Consider the following 18,790-nt stretch of genomic DNA (forward strand, 5'->3'; position numbering starts at 1 on the left):
CGGGCGTGGCGTGGCCGGTCCCGGGCACACGTGAGGCGTTCGCTCGACGGAGAGGGTGCCATGACAGCAGAAGCGTCGTCGTCGGGTTCGGTGCCCGCCTCCACCGGGACCGTCACCACGGCCGTCCCCGCCCGGCTGGACCGGCTGCCCTGGTCACGCTGGCACTGGATGATCGTGATCGGCCTGGGCACCGTCTGGATCCTCGACGGCCTGGAAGTCACGATCGTCGGCAACGTCGCCGGACGCATCGCCGAGGACGGCAGCGGCCTCGACATCAGCTCCGCCCAGATCACCGGCCTCGCCGCCGCCCTCTATGTGGCGGGGGCCTGCTCCGGCGCCCTGTTCTTCGGCTGGCTGACCGACCGCCACGGCCGCAAGAAGCTGTTCATGATCACGCTGGTGGTCTATCTGGCGGCGACCGCGCTGACCGCGGTCTCCTTCGAGTCCTGGTGGTTCTTCCTCTTCCGCTTCCTCACCGGCTTCGGCATCGGCGGCGAGTACGCGGCGATCAACTCCGCGATCGACGAGCTGATCCCGTCCCACTACCGGGGCCGGGTCGACCTCATCATCAACGGCAGCTACTGGCTCGGCGCGATCGGCGGCGCCCTGCTGTCCATCGTGATGCTGGACACCGGCATCTTCGCCAAGGACATCGGCTGGCGGCTCAGCTTCGCCCTCGGCGTGATCCTGGGCCTGGTGGTGCTTCTGGTGCGGCGGCACGTCCCGGAGAGCCCACGCTGGCAGTTCATCCACGGCCAGGGCGAGAAGGCCGACGCACTCGTCTCCTCCGTCGAACGGGAGATCGAGCAGGAGAAGGGCGAGAAGCTGCCGCCGCCGGCCGGTGAGATCACCATCCACCAGCGCAAGAGCATCGGCTTCGGCCTGATCGCCAAGACCGTCTTCGGCCGCTACCCGCGCCGCGCGATCCTGGGCCTGTCCCTCTTCATCGGCCAGGCCTTCCTCTACAACGCGATCACCTTCGGCTTCGGCACCATCCTCATCACGTTCTTCGACGTGCCGACCGGCAGCACCGGCTACTACTTCGCCGTCATCGCCGCGGGCAACTTCTGCGGCCCGCTGCTGCTCGGCCACCTCTTCGACACGGTCGGCCGCCGGGTCATGATCTCCGGCACCTATCTGCTCTCCGGCATCCTGCTGTTCGGCACGGCCTGGCTCTTCGACCGCGGCTCGCTCACGGCGACGACCATGACGGCCTGCTGGTGCGTGGTGCTGTTCTTCGCCTCGGCGGGAGCCTCCAGCGCGTACCTGACCGTCTCCGAGATCTTCCCCATGGAGACCCGGGCCATGGCCATCGCCTTCTTCTACGCCCTCGGCACCGCCGCCGGCGGTATCAGCGGCCCGCTGCTCTTCGCCGACCTGACCGAGTCCGGCGTGGTCGGCGACACGGTCCTGGCCTTCCAGATCGGCGCGGGACTGATGTGCGCGGCCGGCCTGGTGGCGGCGTTCCTCGCGGTGAAGGCGGAACGCCGCTCGCTGGAGGACATCGCGGAGCCGCTGTCGACGGCGGCACCGGATGCGCCCGGAGCGGCGGGCTCCGGCGTGAAGACCGCGTAGCGTCACACCTGCCGACCCGGTCCGACCCGGCACAGACGTCGAGGAGCCCCCGATGAGCATCCGCAGGATCGTCCCCAACATCCACATCGAGGCGGAGGAGCAGTGGACCACGAGCCGCGACTTCTACGGCCTGCTCGGCTTCGAGGAGGTCATGGACATGGGCTGGGTGACGACCCTGGCCTCCCCGTCCAACCCCACCGCCCAGATCAGCCTCTTCACCGAGGAGCGCACCGCGCCCGTCGTCCCCGACCTGAGCGTGGAGGTCGAGGACGTCGACGCGGTCTACGACCAGGTCGCCGCGTCGGGCGCCGAGATCGTACGGGAGCCGCAGAACGAGGAGTGGGGCGTACGGCGCTTCTTCGTACGGGCCCCGGACGGCCGGGTGATCAACGTGCTGACCCACCTGTCCTGACCCACCTGTCCTGACCCGCCGGTCCTCCTGGTCCAGCGGTGCCGGGTCGCCGGTCCCGGCCGGTGCCGTGCTGCTCAGCCGCGCCGGTCGGCGACCGCCCAGGAGGCCAGCGCCACGGCACCGGCGACACCGAACACGGCGGGCCAGGCGCCGACCTTCTTGGCCAGCGGGTGCGACCCCGCGAACCCGGCGACGTACGCCGCCGTCAGCGCGCCCGCGGCCCTCCCGCCGGCCCGCGCCCGCCACTGCTGCGCGGCGGCGGCCCCGGCGACGGTGAGCACGGCCCCGCCGAGCTGCCGCTTCTTCGTCCAGCGGGCCACGCCGTACCCGCCGACGAGACCGCCTGCGGCGACCACCGCGCTGGGAACCTTCGCCATGTCTGCCTCCTGCTCCGCCGGACCGACTCCGGCCGTACCGACTTGTCGGGTTCGAGGCTAATCCCACTGACCCCGCCGGACGGAGCGGGCCACCGGGTGACGGACGAACGCCGGACGCCGTGACGGCGGCACCGGGCCGGCTGCTGGAACGGACGACCCCGACCGGGTGAGACGCAGGTCACATGCGGGCCGTGTTCCGGCTCGTCACACCGTGCCGCCGCGCGCCGCCCTCGAACTGACCGAGCCGCGCCGCCCTCGAACTGACCGAGCAGGGCACCCGCATCTCCGACGCCGCCGGCGGCGTCACCGACGAGGCCTGGGCGAACGCGGCCGAGCACTACGACGAGGAGCAGCTCACCGCCCTGGTCGGGCTGATCGCCGTCATCAACACCTACAACCGCCTGAACGTCACCACCCGGCAGCCGGCCGGCGACTGCGAGCCGGGGATGTTCGGCCGAAACCCCCGGCTCCGGCCGTCGAGCCCCGGCTTCCCGGCCCCTGGCCCCGCAGCGCGCCGCTCAGCCGGCGTGCAGCAGGACCGGGAGCCGCTGGTGGCCGTTGCTGATCAGGGAGGGCACGGGCGGCAGCTCCTCGGCCGGGTCGGCGAGGCGGATGTCCGGGAAGCGGCCGAAGAGGCTCTCCAGCGCGAGGGTCACCTCCATGCGGGCCAGCGGCGCGCCCAGGCAGAAGTGGACGCCGTGGCCGAAGGCCAGGTGCTCCTTGACCGTGCGGGTCGCGTCGAAGGTGTCGGCGTCCTGGTGCCAGTCCGGGTGGCGGTTGGCCGCGGCGTACGAGGCGAGGATGGCCTCCCCGCGGGCTATGGTCCGCCCGTCCGGCAGGGGGATGTCGGTGACCGCGAACCGCAGCGGCAGATGCTTGACCGCCGGTTCGTGGCGCAGCGTCTCCTCCACCACGTCCCCCCAGGTGATTTCGCCCTTGCGGACCAGTTGGAGCTGGTCGGGGTGGGTCAGCAGGGTGTGCGCGGCCTGGTCGATGACGTTGACGGTGGTCTCGTAACCGGCGCTGATCATCAGCAGCAGGGTGTCGCGCAGCTCCTCGGGCGAGAGGCGGTCGCCGTCCCCCTCGTCGTCCCGCGCGGCGATGAGCAGGGACGTCATGTCGTCGCCCGGGGTGGCGCGCTTGGCGGCGATCAGCTCGTCCAGGACCCCGTACAGGCGCACGGCGTTGGCCTGTGCCTCGGCCTGGTCCAGGGTGGTGTCGAAGACGCCGTCCACGAGGGCGCGGAAGCCGTCGCGCCGGTCCTCGGGCACGCCCATGAGGTGACCGATCACCGCGATGGGCAGCGGGTAGGCCAGCTCCTGCCGCAGATCCACCGGCTCACCGGCGGGAAGCTCCGCGAGCCGGTCGACGAGCGAGGTCACCATCCCCTCGACGGCCGGCCGCATCGCGGCTATGCGGCGGGCGCTGAAGGCGGGCGCCACCAGCCGGCGCAGCTTGCGGTGGTTGGGCCCGTACGCGGTGAACATGTTCTCCACCGCCACCCACAGCGCCAGCGGCCAGGTGCCGACGACCTCGCCGAAGGCCGGCCAGTGCGCCCGGGCGTCCTTGGAGACGTCGGGGCTGGTGAGCAGCTGTTTGAGGAGGGCGGGGTCGCTGATCGACCAGGCCTCGACCCCGAGGACGTCCACCCGTGTGGCCGGGCCGCCCTCGCGCAGGGTGCGGTGCTCGGCGTGGTGACCGGCCCCGGTGGGGTCGAGGACGAGGGCGGGCTGCTGGGTCGCCATGGCCTGGCTCCTTAGTGTGCGGCGGGTTGCGCGGCGGGGAAGGTGACGGGCAGGGATTCGAGGGCGCGGTGGAACGGGCCGGGGCGCCAGGTCAGTTCGGCGAGGGGGCGGGCCAGGTCCGTCTCCGGCAGCGCGTCCAGGAGATAGGTGACCGCGGTCTCGGCGATCAGGTAGGCGTGCGAGCGGGCGGGGCAGGTGTGCGGGCCGGTGCTCCAGGCCAGGTGGGCGCGGTTGCCGCCGTGCTGTCCCCCGGACACGCCCTCGGTGAGGGCCGGGTCGTTGTTCGCGGCCGCCATCGAGATCACGACCGGCTGGTCGGCCGGCAGCAGCACGCCCTCCACGTCGATGGGGTACGGCGGGTAGGAGATGCAGTAGTTGGCCATCGGCGGGTCGGTGTAGAGGACGGCGTCGAGCGCGTCGCGCACCGTGGAGAGCCCGGCGTGCAGGTCCGCGGAGAACTCCTCGTCGGTGAGGATCTTCAGGATCGTGTTGCTGATCAGGTTGGTCAGCGGTTCGATGCCGGCGCCGTAGAGCGTGACGAGCTGATGGCTCATCTCCTCGTCGCTCAGCTCGACGGGGTGGAGGGCCAGCCGGGACGTGATGTCGTCGCCGGGGTGGGTGCGGCGCAGGGTCACCAGGTCGGACACGGCCTGGGCGAGGATCAGGTTGCCCTCGTCGGCGTTGGTGGTGTCGAAGACCTTCGCTATGCCGTCGGCGATGCGCTGTCCGATCTCGTCCGGGCAGCCGAGCAGCGCGCTCAGGACGCTGAAGGCGATGGGGAACGAGTACTGGGTGAGCAGGTCCGCCGATCCGGCGGTGCGGAACCCGTCGATGGCACCGCCGGCGACCTTCTCGACGAGGGCGCGCAGTCCGTGCTGGTCGACCCTGTCGATGGCGTGGGTGTTGGCCGACCGGTAACGGGCGTGCTCGGCGCCGCCCGAGCGCAGCGCGTTGGGCCGCCACTCCATCATCGGCCGCACCGGGCAGGTCGCCGGGATCAGCTTCTCCCACGCGCGGGGGTCGGCCGGGAAGTGCAGCGGGTCGTTCAGGATGCGGCGGGCCTGGTAGTAGCCGATCACCAGGGTCGCGGGGACGCCGGGCGCCAGGTCGACCGGGACGAGCGGACCGTGGGTGCGGCGCATGCTCCGGTAGGCGGCGTGCGGGTCGGCGGCGAACTCCGGTGCGTACAGGGCGATACGGCCCGGGGGACCGGCGGGCGCGGGCTCGGCGGAGGGCAGCGTCATCGGCGGGACTCCAGGAGGGCGGCTGAACGGTGCTCGGAGAGGTACTCGGTGAGCGTGATCAGGGCGTGCAGGGAGGAGGTGCGGTCGCGGGCGTCGCAGTACGTCAGGGGCGTGGCCGGCTCCAGGGCCAGCGCCTCGCGCAGCTCGGCCTCGGGGTAAGCCGGGGCATCCGGGAAGGTGTTGATGGCGACGGCGTACGGGATGCCCGCGCCGTCGAGCAGGCCGAGGGCGTCGTGGGAGGCGTCGAGGTCGCGGGTGTCGGCCAGGACGAGACAGCCGAGGGCGCCCTCGGCCAGGTCCTCCCACAGCGGCTGGAAACGGGACTGCCCCGGCAGCCCGAACAGGTACAGCGCGATCCGGCCGCCGGCCATGTGGATGCGGCCGAAGTCCATCGCCACGGTGGTCGTCGTCTTGTGCGGGGTGCCGCGCAGGTCGTCCACGCCGGCGCTGGCCTGCGTGATCGGCTCCTCCATCCGCAGCGGCCGTACCTCCGAGACGCTGCCGATCAGCGTCGTCTTGCCGACGCCGAAGCCGCCCGCGACCACGATCTTGGCCGACCGGGTCACCGTGGCGGGGACGTAGGTGACGGACGGGTCGGCCCGGTCGGCACCTTCGGCCCCGTCGGTCCGGTCAGACCATGGAGCGAAGTCCACGGAGTACCTCCTGCAGCAGGTCGAAGTCGGGCTGGTCGTCGGTCGCGGCGACCGGGCTGGAGAGGTGGCCGGAGTCCATCAGCGAGGAGACGAGGATGCGCACCGTGGAGGGCGGCAGCTCCAGCGCGGCCGCGATGTCGGCGACGGCCAGTCCGCCGTGCGCACCGGCGAAGAGCCGCATCACCCTGCGGGCGTCCGGGCCGAGGGTGTCCGTGGGACCGGTCGCGGCGATGACCACGCTCTCCAGGCGCACGTCCTCGCGCGCGCGGATCCGGCCCTGGGTGCGGACGTAGGGCCGGACCATGTCGGGATCGCGCCGCGGCCCGCTCATACCGGTGAGCCGCCGTCCGCGACCGGCACGCGCTCCTCCGTGCCCAGCTCGTGTCCCACCCGGGTGGCCAGCCGCACCATGTGGTGGGAGATCAGCCCGACGTCGGCGTCCGGCCCGGTCGTGCACACCGACAGCATGGTGTTCTTCGCGGCGGTCGTCGTCAGGCCGATGCAGCCGACCGACTCGATCAGCAGCTGCCGCATCCCCGCACCGCCGGTGAACTCGTCCCAGGCCTTGCCCGCCGCGCGCAGCGCCGCGGTCAGCGCGGCGAACTTCTCCCCGTCGTCCTGGCCGATCGTCTCGGTGCGGGCCTTCAGCAGCCCGTCGCTGCTCATCAGCACGGCGTACCGGACGCCCTCGACGCTGCCGAGTTCCTGGTCCAGCAGCCAGCCCAGGCTGTTGGTGTGTGTGTCTTGCACGATCAGTTTCCTTCGTCGTCAGCGCCGTCGTGGGGGGTGGGGTGGGCGGCGGAGGTGCGGATGGCGTCGGCGGAGGTCGGCGAGGGCCGCTCGCCCTCCCGGCCGCGGCGGGTGCCGGCCGCCCAGGCGGCGGCGACGGCGGGACGGCCGGGCTCGGTGTCGTCGGGAGCGGCGGGGCGGCGCGCCGGGGCGGGCGCGGTGGAGCGCCGGCGGACGGTAAGACCGCTGGCGGTGGTGGTGGCAGAGGGGGCGGCCGCGGGGGCGGGAGCCGAGACGGCCGGCTCGGGCTCGGGTACGGGGGCGGGGGCCGGTTCGGGCTCGGGTGCGGCGGAAGACGCGGTCACCGCCTGACCCGGGGCCTCCTCCGCGGCCTGGTCCGCCGCCTGTGCCACGGCCTTCGGCGGCATCGTCCGGGACGCGGCCTGCGGCACCGGCTGGGCCGCGGACGGGTCGACGATCAGGTTCTTCGGCAGGACGACCATGGCCCGGGTCCCCTGGTAGATGTTGGGCGCGGTCAGCTCGACGCGGAAGCCGTAGTTCTCCGCCAGCAGGGACGCCACGCGCAGCCCGGTCTGGGGGTGGGCGCCCAGGCGGGTGATGTCGTCGCGCTGCTCGCCGGACATCACGTCGCTGGCCCACAGCAGCCGCTCGTCGTCCATGCGCAGCCCGGCGTCGTCCACGATCAGGAAGCAGGCGTGGTGCCCCTGTTCCAGCGAGACGTGGACACTGGCGGCGGGCGGCGAGTAGCGCAGCGCGTTGTCCAGCAGTACGGCGAGCGCGTGCACGACCGCCTCCACGGCGCGGCCCTCGACCACCACGGACCCCATCTCGGGGTGCTTGATCCGCTCGTACCCCTCGATACGGCCCATGGCCGCGCGCACGATGTCGGTCAACGTGGTGGCGGGCCAGCGCCGGGACAGCTTGTCCCCGGCGAGCACGGCGTACCCCGACGCCGTGAGCAGCATCTGCTGCGCGAGGTGGTCGATCTCCACGAGCGTCGCGTACGCCTCGTCCGAGATGTGCCGTCGTACGCCCTGGCTGACGGCCCGGCCCAGCTTCGCCGAGCGGGCCACGACGTTGTTGGCGAAGCCGCGCACGGCCGCCCGGGCCACGCCGACGGACTCGTGCCGTACCTGCGCGATCTGCCGCTCGGTGTCCTGCCGCACCTGCTCGGCGGCATGGGCCGCGGCCCGTTCGGCGGCCGTCCGCTCCTGAGTCCGTACGTCCCCCACCGCCGCCGCCACCGCGCCGGGCACGGCACGCAGCCGCTCGGCGAGCGGCGTACCGTCGAGCTGCGCCGGCACGAGCAGCCCGCCCTCGGGGCCCGCACCGCCGTGGCCGCCCTTCGCCGCCGCCGGGATCACGGTGGCCGCGAGATGCCCCACGCACTGCTCGGCGGCGACGAGTTGCAGGGTGAGCCGGTCGGCGTGCTCGCGCAGCTGCTCGGCCCGGCGCCGGGCCTGCTCGCCCTTGCGCCGGAAGTACCACGCGGCCCCGACTCCGGCCACCGCCAGCACGGCGGTGGCGGTCACTATCAGTTCAGTCATCAGGTCCTCACGGATCGGAAGCCGTCGGTGTGGGCGAGGGTGGCCGAGGCGGGACGGCGCGAAGGGGCGGGGGCGCCGGCCGGCCCGATGACGACCGGGCTCTCAACGGGCCCCGGCGGAACGGTGTCTTCCATGGGCACCCCGTGCTGCGGAGTCAGCAGCGACGCGGGCGACGGCGAGGGCGCACGACATGGAACTCCCGAAAACACGCGAGGGCCGGTACGAGCAGGGGGGCGCCGACGACGCGGACTCGAAGCGGTACGGGAACGCGGGGTCCCCGGCCGCCTCGAACTCCCGTATCCGCGAACGGCGTTCGACGTACGGGAAGGGACACTACCGCTTGTGCTCACACGTCGTGGCAGCCTCGTGACTACAAGCCGGTACCGCCGGGGGTTTGACGCGAAAAATGCGCGAATGACAGCCGAACCTCTTTGGCTGGAAAAGGCGTTGGATTCGCGGGTGGTGTCCTGGTAAAGAATCAGCCGCCGTCGGCGAGGCGCCTCAGCCACTCGCTCAGCAGCCGCTGCTCCGCGTCGCTGAGAACCGTCTGCTCGGCAAGGGCGGCGCGCAGGGCGCGGGCGGCGCCCGCCGGGCCGGCGTCCCGCACGGCCGGGCGCTCGTGGGTGACGGCGGCGACCATGGACTCGCGCAGGGTGGTGAACAGGGCGGGATCGCGCCGGTCCTCGGGCAGGCAGAGCCAGGTGAGCACCGCGCCGCGCGCCGTGGCATGGACGATCCGGGCCGCGAGCTCCTCGTCCACGCGGAGCCGTCCTCCGGCGGCGAGGCGCCGTATCCGGCCCATCAGGATCTCCGTGCCGGCCTTGAAGGCGGCCGATCCGGTCCGCGCGGGTTCGGTGTTCATCAGCGTGTACAGCGCTGGATTGGCCAGACCGAACTCGATCGCGAGGTCCCAGCCGTCCCGCAGGTCCTCGACGGGGGCGCGCGGGTCGGGGTCGACGTGTTGAGGGGACCGGCCGCGCCTTCACGAGGACCACCGCACCCGGGGCCGGCTTCCGCGACCAGCTGGTCGTCCAGGGCGTCCCCGCGCACCACGCCGACCAGCTCCTGGGCATCTTCGCCGCCACCCGCGCCGGCGAGTTCGCCACCACCGACCCGACGCTGGGCACGCTGCCGGGCCGGGAGGCGACCGGCATGCGGGAGGTGCTGGGGGCCCTGCGGTAGGGGCTGCGGCAGGGACTGCGGGAGGCCCTGCGGTAGGGACTGCGGGAGGCCCTGCGGTAGGGACTGCGGGGAGGCGGCGCCTCGCCACGGCGGAAGCGGCGACGCCTCCCGGTCACCCTCCCGGTCACCCTCTCGGTCACCCTCTCGGTCACCCCGAGGCCAGCTGCTCCGCGATCTCCTTGACCCAGCCGGCGGTCTTCTCCGGGTCGTTGAGGGTCGCCGCCCATGCCTCCGGCTGCAGCTTGTGCTGCACGGGGCCCGCCTTGAGCGCGACGAGCAACTCCCGGGCGGACTGCCGTATCTCGGGCGTCGTGTCGGCGCTCCCGGGAATGTCGGGTCCCGCCGCGAGACCGTAGATCTTGCGGGCCATGGCCTGGCGTTCGCCCTTCGACACCTTCTTCCAGACCTTCAGGGCGTGCTTCAGCGAATCCTTGCGGGACCAGGCCGCATCCGGTTCCACGCCCTCCGGTGCCCAGCGCTCGGGGTGGCGGACCTCTTCGTAGCGCTTCGTGGCCGCGCGCCCCGCCTTGTATCCGGCCACGCCGAGGATGAGACCGGCCCCCACCGCGGCGGCGATCCAACCGCCCGGGTTGCTCCCCAGCACCCCCGCCGCGGTGACCGCCGCCACGATGCCGCCCGCGGCCTTGGCGGGCTCGCCCACCACGCCGCCCACCGTCTCCTTGCCGATCTTGGTGAGCTGCTTCTTCTTCGCGTACTTCTGTGTCCCGCTCAGGGTTTCCGTGTCCTGCACGGCACGCCGGTAGGCCGCCGCGGCGCTCCCGGCGCGCTCGTACTCCTCCCTGATGGCGTCGAATGCCGCCTCGGCGGCCGGGTACCACTCCCTGGGCGGGCGCCCCTGGCCGGCCTCCCTGACGGCGTTCAGCCGCGCGAACGCCGCGTCGACCCGCTGCTCGGCCTGGTCCGACTCCTCCCGCAGCCGGGCCAGCAGCTCCGCGTGGACGGCGCCCGGATCTCCGAGCTGCTTGATCCTCCGGTACTTGCGGGTCGCTCCCCCGACCTTGCCCGCGGCCCGGGCGCCCTTCCACAGGCCGGTGACGGCACTGAAGATGCCACTCACCTCGGCGGCGGTCGCCGCGTCCGCCGCCGCCTGGAGCTTGGTCGTCTCCTTGGCGACGGCGGCGCCGTAACCGCCCGAACTGGCGGTGCCGACGACCGCGTCCGCCCCCTTGGTCCAGGCTTTCCTGTTCGCCGTGTGGTGCGCGGCCCCGGACCGGTTCCTCCTGGCGTCCTTCATGTTCTTGAGCGAGTCGTACGCGTTGACCACGACACCGGTGACCTCGGTGAGGAGGTTCCACGTTCCGGCGGCGGTGCCCGCGGCGGCGGCGTCATGCTTGAGGGCTCCGTCGCCCGAGGCGGTGGCCGCCTGGCCGAGGCCGGCGCTGGCGGGGGTCTGGGCGCCCTTGGCCAGGTTGTCCGTGGGGTCGAGGTTCTTCTTGAACCGGTCCAGCAGCTCGGCGGCCCGTTTGACCAGGTCGTCCGCCGATCTCGCCGCGGCGGCCGCCTCCGCCTCCGATTCCGGTTCCGACTCCCTGGCCGTCACGAAGGTGTCCGGGGTGCCCGGCCGGGACGTCTCGTGGCTGTCCGGGGTGCCCGGCCGGGCGGTCACGAAGCTGTCCGAGCTACCCGACCGGGCGGTCACGAAGCTCTCCGGCGTGCCCGGCCGGGACGACTCGGCGGACTCCGGCGCCCGTTCCATGGTCGCGCTCCGGACGCGCTGCACGGCGGCGGTCGCGGCCCGGTTGCCGACGCTGGACTGGAACCGGAGGAAGGCGTGCTCCGCCGAACGCCCGGACGGACTCCCGGCCCGGCTCCCCTCCCGTTCCCGACGCTGCCGGGCCGACGCCGACGTGACCACGGACGGCCGGGGCGACGTGTGCTGGACCGGGGTGCTCATGGACATACCTCTCCTGCTGCCGGACCGGGCGAGGCGAAGGTAGCCAGGCACGGCGAACGGAAAGGGTGCGGCGGGGAAACACCTCACGGACGCGCGCGGAACGCGTCGCACTCCGTGTCTTCGGCGGAGCGGATGCGCGCGGCATACCGCCCGCCGGCATCGCTCCCCCCGTGATCACACTGGTCGTCACCATCGGGCCGGCGTTCGTCGGCTAGGCCGTCACCTACCTCAACGGCCTGCGCCTGTCCCAGCGAACTCCCGCCTGATCAGCCCGAACACCCAGGAGTCCGACACCTCGCCGTTCACGACGCAGTCCTCCCGCAAAGTCCCTTCACGCACGAACCCGACCTTCTCCAGAACCCGGGCGGACGCCGTGTTGCGCGTATCGGCCTCGGCCTGCACCCGGTTCAGGTCCAGCGTGTCGAAGCCCCACCGCAGCAGGGCGTGCGCGGCCTCGGTCGCGTAGCCGTGCCCCCACATCGCCTCGTCGAGGCAGTAACCGAACGACGCGCTGCGGTGGACCGGGTTCCACTCGACCAGACCGCACCAGCCGACGAAGGCCCCGTCGGACGCACGGTCGACGGCCACCCGCGCGCCGGTGCCCTCGTCCGCCATCTTCCGGCACGTCGCGAGGAAGCGCTCGGCGCGGGCCCGCTCGGTCCACGGCGGGGAATCCCAGTAGCGCATGACGTGGGTGTTGCTGTGCAGCGCGAAGAGACGGTCCCCGTCGGCGTCGGTGAAGGGGCGCAGCCGCAGGCGCGCGGTGTGCAGTACGGGGGCGGCCAGAGTCATGCGCCTCATCTTGCGCCTTCATGGGTACCGGCGCGACGACGAACACCGAACGCGCGGTCGGGAAAACCCCACACCCGTCGGAGGGTTGACCGGATGGCCGGCCGAGTCGGCGGTACCTACGGTCACGGCATGAAGCGAATGAGCAGGACAGTGATGATCTCGGCGGTCTCGGTCGCGCTGACGGCGAGCGCCACGACGGCCGCGGCCGCGAGGACGGCGGACACCCCCCGGCCCGCCGCCGTCGCGCCCGTCAGGGCGGACCTGCCGCGGGGCACGCTCGTGTCGGTCGAGCGCCTGCGCACCCTCGCCGCCCGCGAGGTCGCGGCCGAGCTGGCCGGGGACAAGGCCGGCGCCTGGGACACCGGTGCCGTACGGTACGGCCTGACCACCTACCGGATCGTGTACCGCACCGTCGACCCACACGGCCGCCCCACGACGGCAAGCGGACTGCTGGCCCTGCCCGACAACAACGAGCGGCGGCTGCGGACCGTCTCCTTCACCCACGGCACCGAACTGTTCAAGAGCGACGTCGCCTCCGTCTCGACCAGCGTCTGGGACCAGGCCCCCGCCCTGACCCACGCCTCCGCCGGATTCGCCACGGCGCTCCCCGACTACCTCGGGCTGGGCCTGGGCCCCGGCCCGCACCCCTGGATGGACGTGCCCTCGGAGACGACGGCCGCCCTCGACATGCTGCGCGCCTCCCGCACCGTCGCGGCCGCGAAGGGCCGGGAACTGCGACGCGACGTCCTGGTCACCGGCTTCTCCCAGGGCGCCTCGGCGGCTCTGGGACTGGCCCGGTCCCTCCAGGAAGGCGCCGACCACTGGTTCCGCCTGCGCGCGGTGGCCCCCATCAGCGGCGCCTACGCCTTCCGCACCGCGGAACTGCCCGCCCTGCTGGCCGGACAGACGGAGCCGAAGGCAAGCGTGATCTACTCCGCGCTGACCCTGGTCGCCTTCAACCGCCTGCACCACCTGTACGACACGCCGGCCCAGGTCTTCCGCGCGCCGTACGACCGGACGATCGAAGGCCTGTTGGACGGCACCCACACCGGCCGGGAGGTCGAGGCGGGCACCCCGGACACCGTCGACGCGCTCCTCACCCCCCGCGGCCGGGCGATGCTGGCCCACCCCACCGCACGCCTGGCGGCGGCCCTGCGCACCGCCGACGGCGTGTGCACCGACTGGACCCCGCGCGCCCCGACCCGGCTCTACTACGCCGACGCCGACGAACAGGCCGTCACCGCCAACACCGCCCACTGCCACGCCGCCCTGCACGCCCGCGGCGTCCACGCCCCGACGACCAACCTCGGCACCCCTGACTACGGCAGCTCCCGCCACCTGGGTTCCCAGCAGGCGGGGACGGCCGCCGTGGTGCGGTGGTTCCGGTCCCTGGGATAGGCGAACCGTCGACCGGGTGCTCCCCGCCGGAGAGCCGGAAGCACGTCCCGCGAGGCGGTACAGGCCACACGGCCGGGCCGTTTCCGCTCGCCTCAGGCCGTCGGGTCCCAGAGCCCACCGGCCTCACCGCGCGCGAGGCGCTCGGCGTAGACCGCGACGTTCCAGGCGATGACGGACCGGCACTCCTCGCCCGTCCCCGGCGTACCAGTTCGGCGAACTGTCTGAGGTCGGTCAGCGGCATGCCGGATTCGCGGAGCATGACGCAAATCAGCCGCCAGTCGACATCGAAGGAGGTGCCCGCCGCCTGCCGCCCGAAGTGCGCCGGACCGGCCCGACGAGCAAACCGAGTGCTCCCTGCCCGAGTCGCGAGCTCGGGGCCGAGGGCTACATCGGCGATGCCGAGCTCCTGGCGAAGTCCCATATCCTCACCAGGCAGTTGGTATGAACAGTCCAGTTGGGGGGGCGCGGAGCCGCATGGCCGACGAGATCAAGTACGAGTACAAGACCGTGCAGACGGTTCGAGGCACCGACGGCTTGGTGATCTCGAAGATGAAAAAGGATGGCTGGGAGCTCGTAGATCAGGACCAGGGCGCGCTTCGCTCCACTCTCAACTTCCGCCGGCCGAAGAAGCCGCAGCCGTGGCTCCTGATCGGTGCGGCAGTCGCCGTCCTCGTGGTCCTTGCCATCGTCATCGGCGTTGCCTCTGCACTCGGCGACGGGGATGAGAAGAAGAACGAGGCGGACAGGCCAACGGCCGCTGCGAGCGAAGAGCCTTCCGCTACACCGCCTTCGCCCGCTGCCGAGGCGGCTGCCACTGAGGTGATCACGTCTCGGAACAACCCGGAGTTCGCGGCGCTGCTGAAGGCGGACTCGTGCGACGAAGCGAACCTGGACTTCGCGACCGGGCACGAGGGCCAGACGGTCGCGTTCGACGGATCGATCGTGAACATGGCGCCCCACGGTGACTACGACACCCGCTACGACTTCCTCCTGGGCCCAGGTGACAAGGGACCGAACACGACGGATGGCCCGGCCTTCAAGTACGAGGACGTCAACCTCCTCGAACTGAAGCTGACCGGCGACAAGATCCCCAGCACCGTCGGCGAAGGCGACAGGTTCCGCTTCGTAGCGAAGGTGAGCGAGTTCAACGTGGACCAGTGCCTCTTTTTCCTCGACCCGGTCGCGACGGAGATCCGGTAGTCGAGATGGGCAGTCACGTCATCGAGGATCAGCGTGCTCGCTCGGACTGGCTCTCGGGGCGTCGGACTGGGACGTGGATCCCGATCCCGGCACAACCCTGTCTGTCGACCTGAAGATCGTCGATGGTGGCGACGAGGGGCAGGACGCCGACAGACCAGGCTTCAGCCTGCCAGAAGGGCGAGCCGCCGCTCACGCTGCACGGTGGCGGTGACATGTCTCGCCCTGAGCCGTCCGCATCAGTCGCGGTGCGAGGTCGATGCCCTCCTGCACGGCGATGCCGAAGTCGGGTTCCTGGGGCAGCCGGATCAGCCTGCCCAGGGAACTCGCGATCACCGCAGCCACGGCCGTGAGGCCGGCCGGCCTCGGAGGAACTCTCCAGCCCTCCGTCGGTGCCGGCGATCGTCGCGTGACTCACCTCCGTAGGAGTGCGGCCACCTCGGGAAGAGAGGTGATCCCTGCCGCGCCGCGGAAGGGATCACGCACGGGATACCGCAGTTCGTGGAACACCTGAGCTCGGCATCCACGGATCCGGAGACCCCAGCCGTCGAAAGCCCGCCACGACGGTGGGAGAGCCGGACGGTCGTCCGCCACGTGTGCCTCCATCAGCCACGTCCCGGCATCAGGCACGCCCATTTGATGACGCTGAAGCACCCACGACGGCCGGTGTTGGGGCATGACGTCCGCCAAGCGGGGTTGTGAGGGGAGGACCGGCGTGGCGGGCCCCTTACCTGTTAAAGACGCACAATCACGGCCAGGCTCTGACCTGGGGCAATGCCACGGGCTCATTGCAATTCTGGATAGTGTCATCCAGCGCTGAATAGGTGGCCTAGGCTATTCACTGCTGAATCGCATCTCGGCAGCACTGGAACGGACCAGTCAGCGCTGCGCGTCTTTCATTCACCCTTGGGAGTACTCTGTGCGTGCGGCCCGGCGAGTGACCCGGATCGAGACCGTGAACAAGCGGACGGGCGAGGTGAACGACTTCACCGTCCATTCCTCGGCCTCAGCCGCGCACAGCCTCTGGTTCAGGGGAGGAGGTTTCACCACGATGGGATACGCGGCGCACAACGCCCTCGCCGACGCGGATCTCAGCGTCAGCGCGTACAAGCTGTTCCACAAGATGTGCGCCCTCCAGAACCGCAAGGATCACGGCCTGGTCCTCGTGGAGAGCCAGGTGAAGTTCGCCGAGCAGGTGGGCATGTCGCAGGCGTCTGTGTCGCGCGCCCTCAAGCAACTCGCGGCCCAGGGATTCATTTACCCCGACGGCCGCAACTGGCGCATCCGTCCCGACTTCGTCTTCAACGGCAACGGAGCGGCGCAGGGGCAGGCGGTGCAGAGCATTCCTGTCGGTACTCCCGATCCGTACGCCGGGGGGCGTGTCGACCTGAAGATCGTCGATGGCGGCGATGAGGGCCAGGAGCGCGACGGCGACCGGGCCTGAGGTCTGGAAGGCGGGCGGCGGGTGGACGCAGAGCTACTCGAGGACTCCGTCATCGGGTGTGACCGACGTGATCGCGACTGTCGGCGGAGGCGGGGAAGGCGTGTACACGTAAGCCACAGCTAGCCCGGGCACGTCGCTGGTGGCCTCGATTCGTGTCTTGCGCACCTCCAAGCCGTCCTGGCGGCGCGGGCCGAGCAGTACTCCCAGCCGGGGCAACAGCTCAAGCTCCCGCCGCAATTGCGACTGTTCCGCGCCCAGGCCCTTCGCCAGTTGCGGCCGCTCGAAGGGTCACGACAGCGATGACATCGCTCACTCGCCCCGAGCCTCCCGCTTCACTCGCATCGCGAGATCGATGCCCTCCTGGACGGCGGTGTCGAAGTCGGGGTCCTGGTACAGGCGAATGCGGCCCCGGTAATCAACGATCACCGCGGCCACGGCCGTGAGGTCGGCCTCCGAGGAGCTATCCAGCGCGCGCTGCAGATCGGTCTCGAAGGCCTCTTTGTCGCCGGGGAACCCGTGACCGGCCAACAGGGCGGCTCTTATGTCGCCGATGGTCCTCAGGGGCAACGGAGCGGGAACACCGGCCGCGACGTACTGTGCGCTCACGATCATCTGCTCCTCGGTCTCCTCTGTGCTATGTGGAGTGTCCTACAAGTCCGTGCCAGGTGCAGATCCCGATCAACCTCGACTCACTGCCCGCGTGAAGGAATGCCAAGCGGCGACGCCGACGGATGTCACGAGGGCGCCGCCGCTCTTCGTGTCGCGCACCAGTATCCGATCACCGGTGACGGCGCACTCGACGCATTCGCCTCCCGCTCCGTTGCTGTAGGAGGACCTGATCCACGTGAGAGACGGCCCCCTTCCGCCGCGGCCGTCGATGTCGGGGCTCATCGTGTCGACTCCTTCATCACGCTGCTGATCAACTCCATGGTGCGCCGAGGGCTCAGAGCCGCCGCCCGCAACTCGTCGAAGGCCCTGTTGTACTCCCGGATGTGGGGTTCGCCCTCCAGATACATCGCATCGGTGATGCCGTCCCGGTACACGATGTCCGGGTCTTCCGGGTCAGGGAAGCCCAGCACGGTGAACGGGCCCGTGGTCGGGCAGGTGCCGGCGTCGAACGGGAGCACCTGGAGCGTCACGCTCGGGCGCTGCACCGCGTCCAACACGTGCTCCAGTTGGGCTCGCATCACTTCGCGGTCCCCTATGACTCTGCGTACCGCTCCTTCGCTCACGACGAACCAGCAGTCGGGAGCATCGGGTGCGCTGATCATCGACTGCCGTTCCAGGCGTACTCGTACCGCGCGGTCGATGTCCTCGGGCGGCATGTAGGAGCCGCACGTGTGGAGTTCGCGGGCGTACGGCTCCGTCTGCAGCAGCCCGGGCAGCACCTCGCACTGGTACTGGCGCAGCGTGGAGGCGTCCTGCTCCAGGCCGATGTAGATGGAGAACCATTCGGGCACGCCCGAGCCGTGTACCTGCCACCAGCTGCGTGTCTTGGCCTGCCGAGCCAGCGACTTCAGGAACTCGCGCAGTTCGTCGGTGGTCTCGTAGAAGCGGCACAGGGCGTCCACGTCGGAGGGTTGGACCCTCCCGCTGCCGGTCTCCATCCGGTTGACCTTGGAACCGCTCCAGTCCAGAGCGGCCCCCACCTGGGCGCAGGTCAGTGCGTTCTTCTCCCGAAGCTTCTTCAGCTCGATGGAGAGCCTTCGGCGACGTGCCGTTGGCGACCCGGCCATTCGAACCTCCCTCTTGGCGAACGGAGTTCAGTGTCGGTGCCAAGAGCATCGGACGACAATCACCCGATGGTGGGATTCTCCGCGTGCACATTGCACGGCGGGATTTGTGCCGGCCATCCTGGCGAGGAAGACCGGTAGCGAAGAAAGGTCCGGAAGTGACCCTGAACGCGAACGTGGTGCGATCCCCGTACGTCGTGGACTTCACTGCTCGGGAGGAGGAAGTTGCCTCCCTGAGACGTGTCGTGCGGTCACGACTCGAGGGCTGGGGAATCCGATGTCTCGTGGACGAGGCCCAACTCTGCGTGAGCGAGCTGGTGGCCAACGTCATCACCCATGTCGGGGTGGGGACCCCGACCACCCTGTCCTTACTGATGAACGGCACGTTCCTGCGCATCGAGGTACGCGACCCGGACTCGCGGGCGTTGCCGACGCTCGTCGCCGCTGATGTCGAGGCGGAGGGCGGTCGGGGCATGGCACTCGTCGCGGCTGTCACCGATCGCTGGGGCGTCAGCCTCCTCGGTGACGGCAAGGTGACCTGGTGCGAGATCGCCACGGGGCCGATCTCGCCGGGGGAGCAGGACGGAGATCCTCGGGTGATCCGCACCGAGGCGATGCGTGATCTCTACGGAATCGTGGGAGAGGGGCAGGTCGGACGGAGCGTCGGCCTGGTGGGTGCCCTGAAGGGTGAAGAGGCGGCGATCCACATCATCACCGACCTTCTTCACTGGCTCAGCGCACACGGCCGCGACGCGGACGAAGTGCTGGACCGGGCCCAGGTGCGCTTCGAGACCGAAGCGCACCGGGCCTCCTGGGACTGAGTCGT

At 71.2% G+C, this 18,790-nt stretch carries 20 protein-coding genes and 2 pseudogenes; 7 read left to right on the forward strand and 15 right to left on the reverse strand.

Annotation, left to right across the window (positions count from 1 at the left end; translation table 11 throughout):
* The first annotated feature begins 60 nt into the window (after positions 1–60).
* The gene (locus ABS735_RS03360) at positions 61–1,575 is read left to right on the forward strand and encodes an MFS transporter (RefSeq protein ID WP_373899886.1); all 1,515 of its coding nucleotides are present in this window, start codon (positions 61–63) and stop codon (positions 1,573–1,575) included.
* A 52-nt stretch (positions 1,576–1,627) separates the two neighbouring features.
* On the forward strand, positions 1,628–1,987 hold the full coding sequence (locus tag ABS735_RS03365) for a VOC family protein (protein WP_373899887.1): 360 nt from the start codon (positions 1,628–1,630) through the stop codon (positions 1,985–1,987).
* Between the two features lie 74 nt (positions 1,988–2,061).
* On the opposite strand, the gene ABS735_RS03370 is transcribed toward ABS735_RS03365, so the two are convergent.
* Positions 2,062–2,364, reverse strand: coding sequence for a hypothetical protein (locus ABS735_RS03370; protein ID WP_373899888.1), 303 nt, complete (start codon positions 2,362–2,364; stop codon positions 2,062–2,064).
* Positions 2,365–2,609: 245 nt separating this feature from the next.
* Here ABS735_RS03370 and ABS735_RS03375 point away from each other — a divergent pair.
* Positions 2,610–2,819: pseudogene (locus ABS735_RS03375) on the forward strand (carboxymuconolactone decarboxylase family protein); the annotation flags it as partial.
* A gap of 63 nt (positions 2,820–2,882) precedes the next feature.
* Here ABS735_RS03375 and ABS735_RS03380 read toward each other — a convergent pair.
* From ABS735_RS03380 to ABS735_RS03420, 9 genes are all read right to left on the reverse strand, one after another.
* Positions 2,883–4,109 carry a cytochrome P450 family protein gene (locus ABS735_RS03380; RefSeq protein ID WP_373899889.1) on the reverse strand — a complete coding sequence of 409 codons (1,227 nt, stop codon included), beginning with the start codon at positions 4,107–4,109 and terminating at the stop codon, positions 2,883–2,885.
* An 11-nt stretch (positions 4,110–4,120) separates the two neighbouring features.
* Positions 4,121–5,353: a cytochrome P450 gene (locus tag ABS735_RS03385; protein ID WP_373899890.1), complete on the reverse strand. Its 1,233-nt coding sequence runs from the start codon at positions 5,351–5,353 to the stop codon at positions 4,121–4,123.
* Positions 5,350–6,006 carry a GTP-binding protein gene (locus ABS735_RS03390; RefSeq protein WP_373899891.1) on the reverse strand — a complete coding sequence of 219 codons (657 nt, stop codon included), beginning with the start codon at positions 6,004–6,006 and terminating at the stop codon, positions 5,350–5,352. The genes ABS735_RS03385 and ABS735_RS03390 overlap by 4 nt, the downstream gene beginning before the upstream one ends.
* Positions 5,984–6,337, reverse strand: coding sequence for a DUF742 domain-containing protein (locus ABS735_RS03395; protein WP_373899892.1), 354 nt, complete (start codon positions 6,335–6,337; stop codon positions 5,984–5,986). The genes ABS735_RS03390 and ABS735_RS03395 overlap by 23 nt, the downstream gene beginning before the upstream one ends.
* Entirely contained in the window at positions 6,334–6,756 is a 423-nt protein-coding gene (locus ABS735_RS03400; RefSeq protein WP_373899893.1) for a roadblock/LC7 domain-containing protein, read from the reverse strand. Before ABS735_RS03400 ends, ABS735_RS03395 begins: the two co-directional genes overlap by 4 nt.
* A gap of 2 nt (positions 6,757–6,758) precedes the next feature.
* Positions 6,759–8,303, reverse strand: coding sequence for an ATP-binding protein (locus tag ABS735_RS03405; RefSeq protein WP_373899894.1), 1,545 nt, complete (start codon positions 8,301–8,303; stop codon positions 6,759–6,761).
* 478 nt (positions 8,304–8,781) lie between these two features.
* Positions 8,782–9,165, reverse strand: a complete 384-nt coding sequence (locus tag ABS735_RS03410; RefSeq protein WP_373899895.1) for a hypothetical protein — start codon at positions 9,163–9,165, stop codon at positions 8,782–8,784.
* A gap of 468 nt (positions 9,166–9,633) precedes the next feature.
* The gene (locus ABS735_RS03415) at positions 9,634–11,400 is read right to left on the reverse strand and encodes a hypothetical protein (protein WP_373899896.1); all 1,767 of its coding nucleotides are present in this window, start codon (positions 11,398–11,400) and stop codon (positions 9,634–9,636) included.
* A 228-nt stretch (positions 11,401–11,628) separates the two neighbouring features.
* On the reverse strand, positions 11,629–12,192 hold the full coding sequence (locus tag ABS735_RS03420) for a GNAT family N-acetyltransferase (RefSeq protein ID WP_373899897.1): 564 nt from the start codon (positions 12,190–12,192) through the stop codon (positions 11,629–11,631).
* Positions 12,193–12,321: 129 nt separating this feature from the next.
* On the opposite strand from ABS735_RS03420, the gene ABS735_RS03425 reads away from it, so the two are divergent.
* Entirely contained in the window at positions 12,322–13,590 is a 1,269-nt protein-coding gene (locus tag ABS735_RS03425; RefSeq protein ID WP_373899898.1) for an alpha/beta hydrolase family protein, read from the forward strand.
* 92 nt (positions 13,591–13,682) lie between these two features.
* On the opposite strand, the pseudogene ABS735_RS03430 reads toward ABS735_RS03425, so the two are convergent.
* Positions 13,683–13,932: pseudogene (locus tag ABS735_RS03430) on the reverse strand (hypothetical protein).
* A gap of 132 nt (positions 13,933–14,064) precedes the next feature.
* Between ABS735_RS03430 and ABS735_RS03435 the strand changes: the two are divergent.
* Positions 14,065–14,790 (forward strand): DUF4839 domain-containing protein, encoded by a 726-nt coding sequence (locus ABS735_RS03435; RefSeq protein ID WP_373899899.1) that lies wholly within the window; start codon positions 14,065–14,067, stop codon positions 14,788–14,790.
* 189 nt (positions 14,791–14,979) lie between these two features.
* On the opposite strand, the gene ABS735_RS03440 is transcribed toward ABS735_RS03435, so the two are convergent.
* Positions 14,980–15,132: a hypothetical protein gene (locus tag ABS735_RS03440; protein WP_373899900.1), complete on the reverse strand. Its 153-nt coding sequence runs from the start codon at positions 15,130–15,132 to the stop codon at positions 14,980–14,982.
* A gap of 592 nt (positions 15,133–15,724) precedes the next feature.
* Between ABS735_RS03440 and ABS735_RS03445 the strand changes: the two genes are divergently transcribed.
* A complete protein-coding gene (locus tag ABS735_RS03445; protein WP_373899901.1) occupies positions 15,725–16,231 on the forward strand; it encodes a cyclic nucleotide-binding domain-containing protein in 507 nt (168 codons plus the stop codon).
* A 309-nt stretch (positions 16,232–16,540) separates the two neighbouring features.
* Here ABS735_RS03445 and ABS735_RS03450 read toward each other — a convergent pair whose 3' ends face one another.
* The 3 genes from ABS735_RS03450 to ABS735_RS03460 form a co-directional block, all read right to left on the reverse strand.
* Entirely contained in the window at positions 16,541–16,837 is a 297-nt protein-coding gene (locus ABS735_RS03450; RefSeq protein ID WP_373899902.1) for a DUF6247 family protein, read from the reverse strand.
* 72 nt (positions 16,838–16,909) lie between these two features.
* Positions 16,910–17,122: a DUF397 domain-containing protein gene (locus ABS735_RS03455; RefSeq protein ID WP_373899903.1), complete on the reverse strand. Its 213-nt coding sequence runs from the start codon at positions 17,120–17,122 to the stop codon at positions 16,910–16,912.
* Positions 17,119–17,967: a helix-turn-helix domain-containing protein gene (locus ABS735_RS03460; protein ID WP_373899904.1), complete on the reverse strand. Its 849-nt coding sequence runs from the start codon at positions 17,965–17,967 to the stop codon at positions 17,119–17,121. The genes ABS735_RS03455 and ABS735_RS03460 overlap by 4 nt, the downstream gene beginning before the upstream one ends.
* A gap of 194 nt (positions 17,968–18,161) precedes the next feature.
* On the opposite strand from ABS735_RS03460, the gene ABS735_RS03465 reads away from it, so the two are divergent.
* The gene (locus tag ABS735_RS03465; RefSeq protein WP_373900215.1) at positions 18,162–18,785 is read left to right on the forward strand and encodes an ATP-binding protein; all 624 of its coding nucleotides are present in this window, start codon (positions 18,162–18,164) and stop codon (positions 18,783–18,785) included.
* The last annotated feature ends 5 nt before the right edge of the window (positions 18,786–18,790 follow it).

Origin of the sequence: Streptomyces sp. MMCC 100 (assembly GCF_041538145.2) — a bacterium.
Taxonomy (GTDB): Bacteria; Actinomycetota; Actinomycetes; order Streptomycetales; family Streptomycetaceae; genus Streptomyces.

Bases quoted from the DNA above. Each gene is read 5' to 3' on its own strand.
- ABS735_RS03425 (WP_373899898.1), top strand. From the start codon at position 12,322: ATGAAGCGAATGAGCAGGACAGTGATGATCTCGGCGGTCTCGGTCGCG.
- ABS735_RS03415 (WP_373899896.1), bottom strand. From the start codon at position 11,400: ATGAGCACCCCGGTCCAGCACACGTCGCCCCGGCCGTCCGTGGTCACG.
- ABS735_RS03360 (WP_373899886.1), top strand. From the start codon at position 61: ATGACAGCAGAAGCGTCGTCGTCGGGTTCGGTGCCCGCCTCCACCGGG.
- ABS735_RS03385 (WP_373899890.1), bottom strand. From the start codon at position 5,353: ATGACGCTGCCCTCCGCCGAGCCCGCGCCCGCCGGTCCCCCGGGCCGT.
- ABS735_RS03405 (WP_373899894.1), bottom strand. From the start codon at position 8,303: ATGACTGAACTGATAGTGACCGCCACCGCCGTGCTGGCGGTGGCCGGA.
- ABS735_RS03460 (WP_373899904.1), bottom strand. From the start codon at position 17,967: ATGGCCGGGTCGCCAACGGCACGTCGCCGAAGGCTCTCCATCGAGCTG.
- ABS735_RS03410 (WP_373899895.1), bottom strand. From the start codon at position 9,165: ATGAACACCGAACCCGCGCGGACCGGATCGGCCGCCTTCAAGGCCGGC.
- ABS735_RS03395 (WP_373899892.1), bottom strand. From the start codon at position 6,337: ATGAGCGGGCCGCGGCGCGATCCCGACATGGTCCGGCCCTACGTCCGC.
- ABS735_RS03420 (WP_373899897.1), bottom strand. From the start codon at position 12,192: ATGACTCTGGCCGCCCCCGTACTGCACACCGCGCGCCTGCGGCTGCGC.
- ABS735_RS03435 (WP_373899899.1), top strand. From the start codon at position 14,065: ATGGCCGACGAGATCAAGTACGAGTACAAGACCGTGCAGACGGTTCGA.
- ABS735_RS03370 (WP_373899888.1), bottom strand. From the start codon at position 2,364: ATGGCGAAGGTTCCCAGCGCGGTGGTCGCCGCAGGCGGTCTCGTCGGC.
- ABS735_RS03365 (WP_373899887.1), top strand. From the start codon at position 1,628: ATGAGCATCCGCAGGATCGTCCCCAACATCCACATCGAGGCGGAGGAG.
- ABS735_RS03380 (WP_373899889.1), bottom strand. From the start codon at position 4,109: ATGGCGACCCAGCAGCCCGCCCTCGTCCTCGACCCCACCGGGGCCGGT.
- ABS735_RS03455 (WP_373899903.1), bottom strand. From the start codon at position 17,122: ATGAGCCCCGACATCGACGGCCGCGGCGGAAGGGGGCCGTCTCTCACG.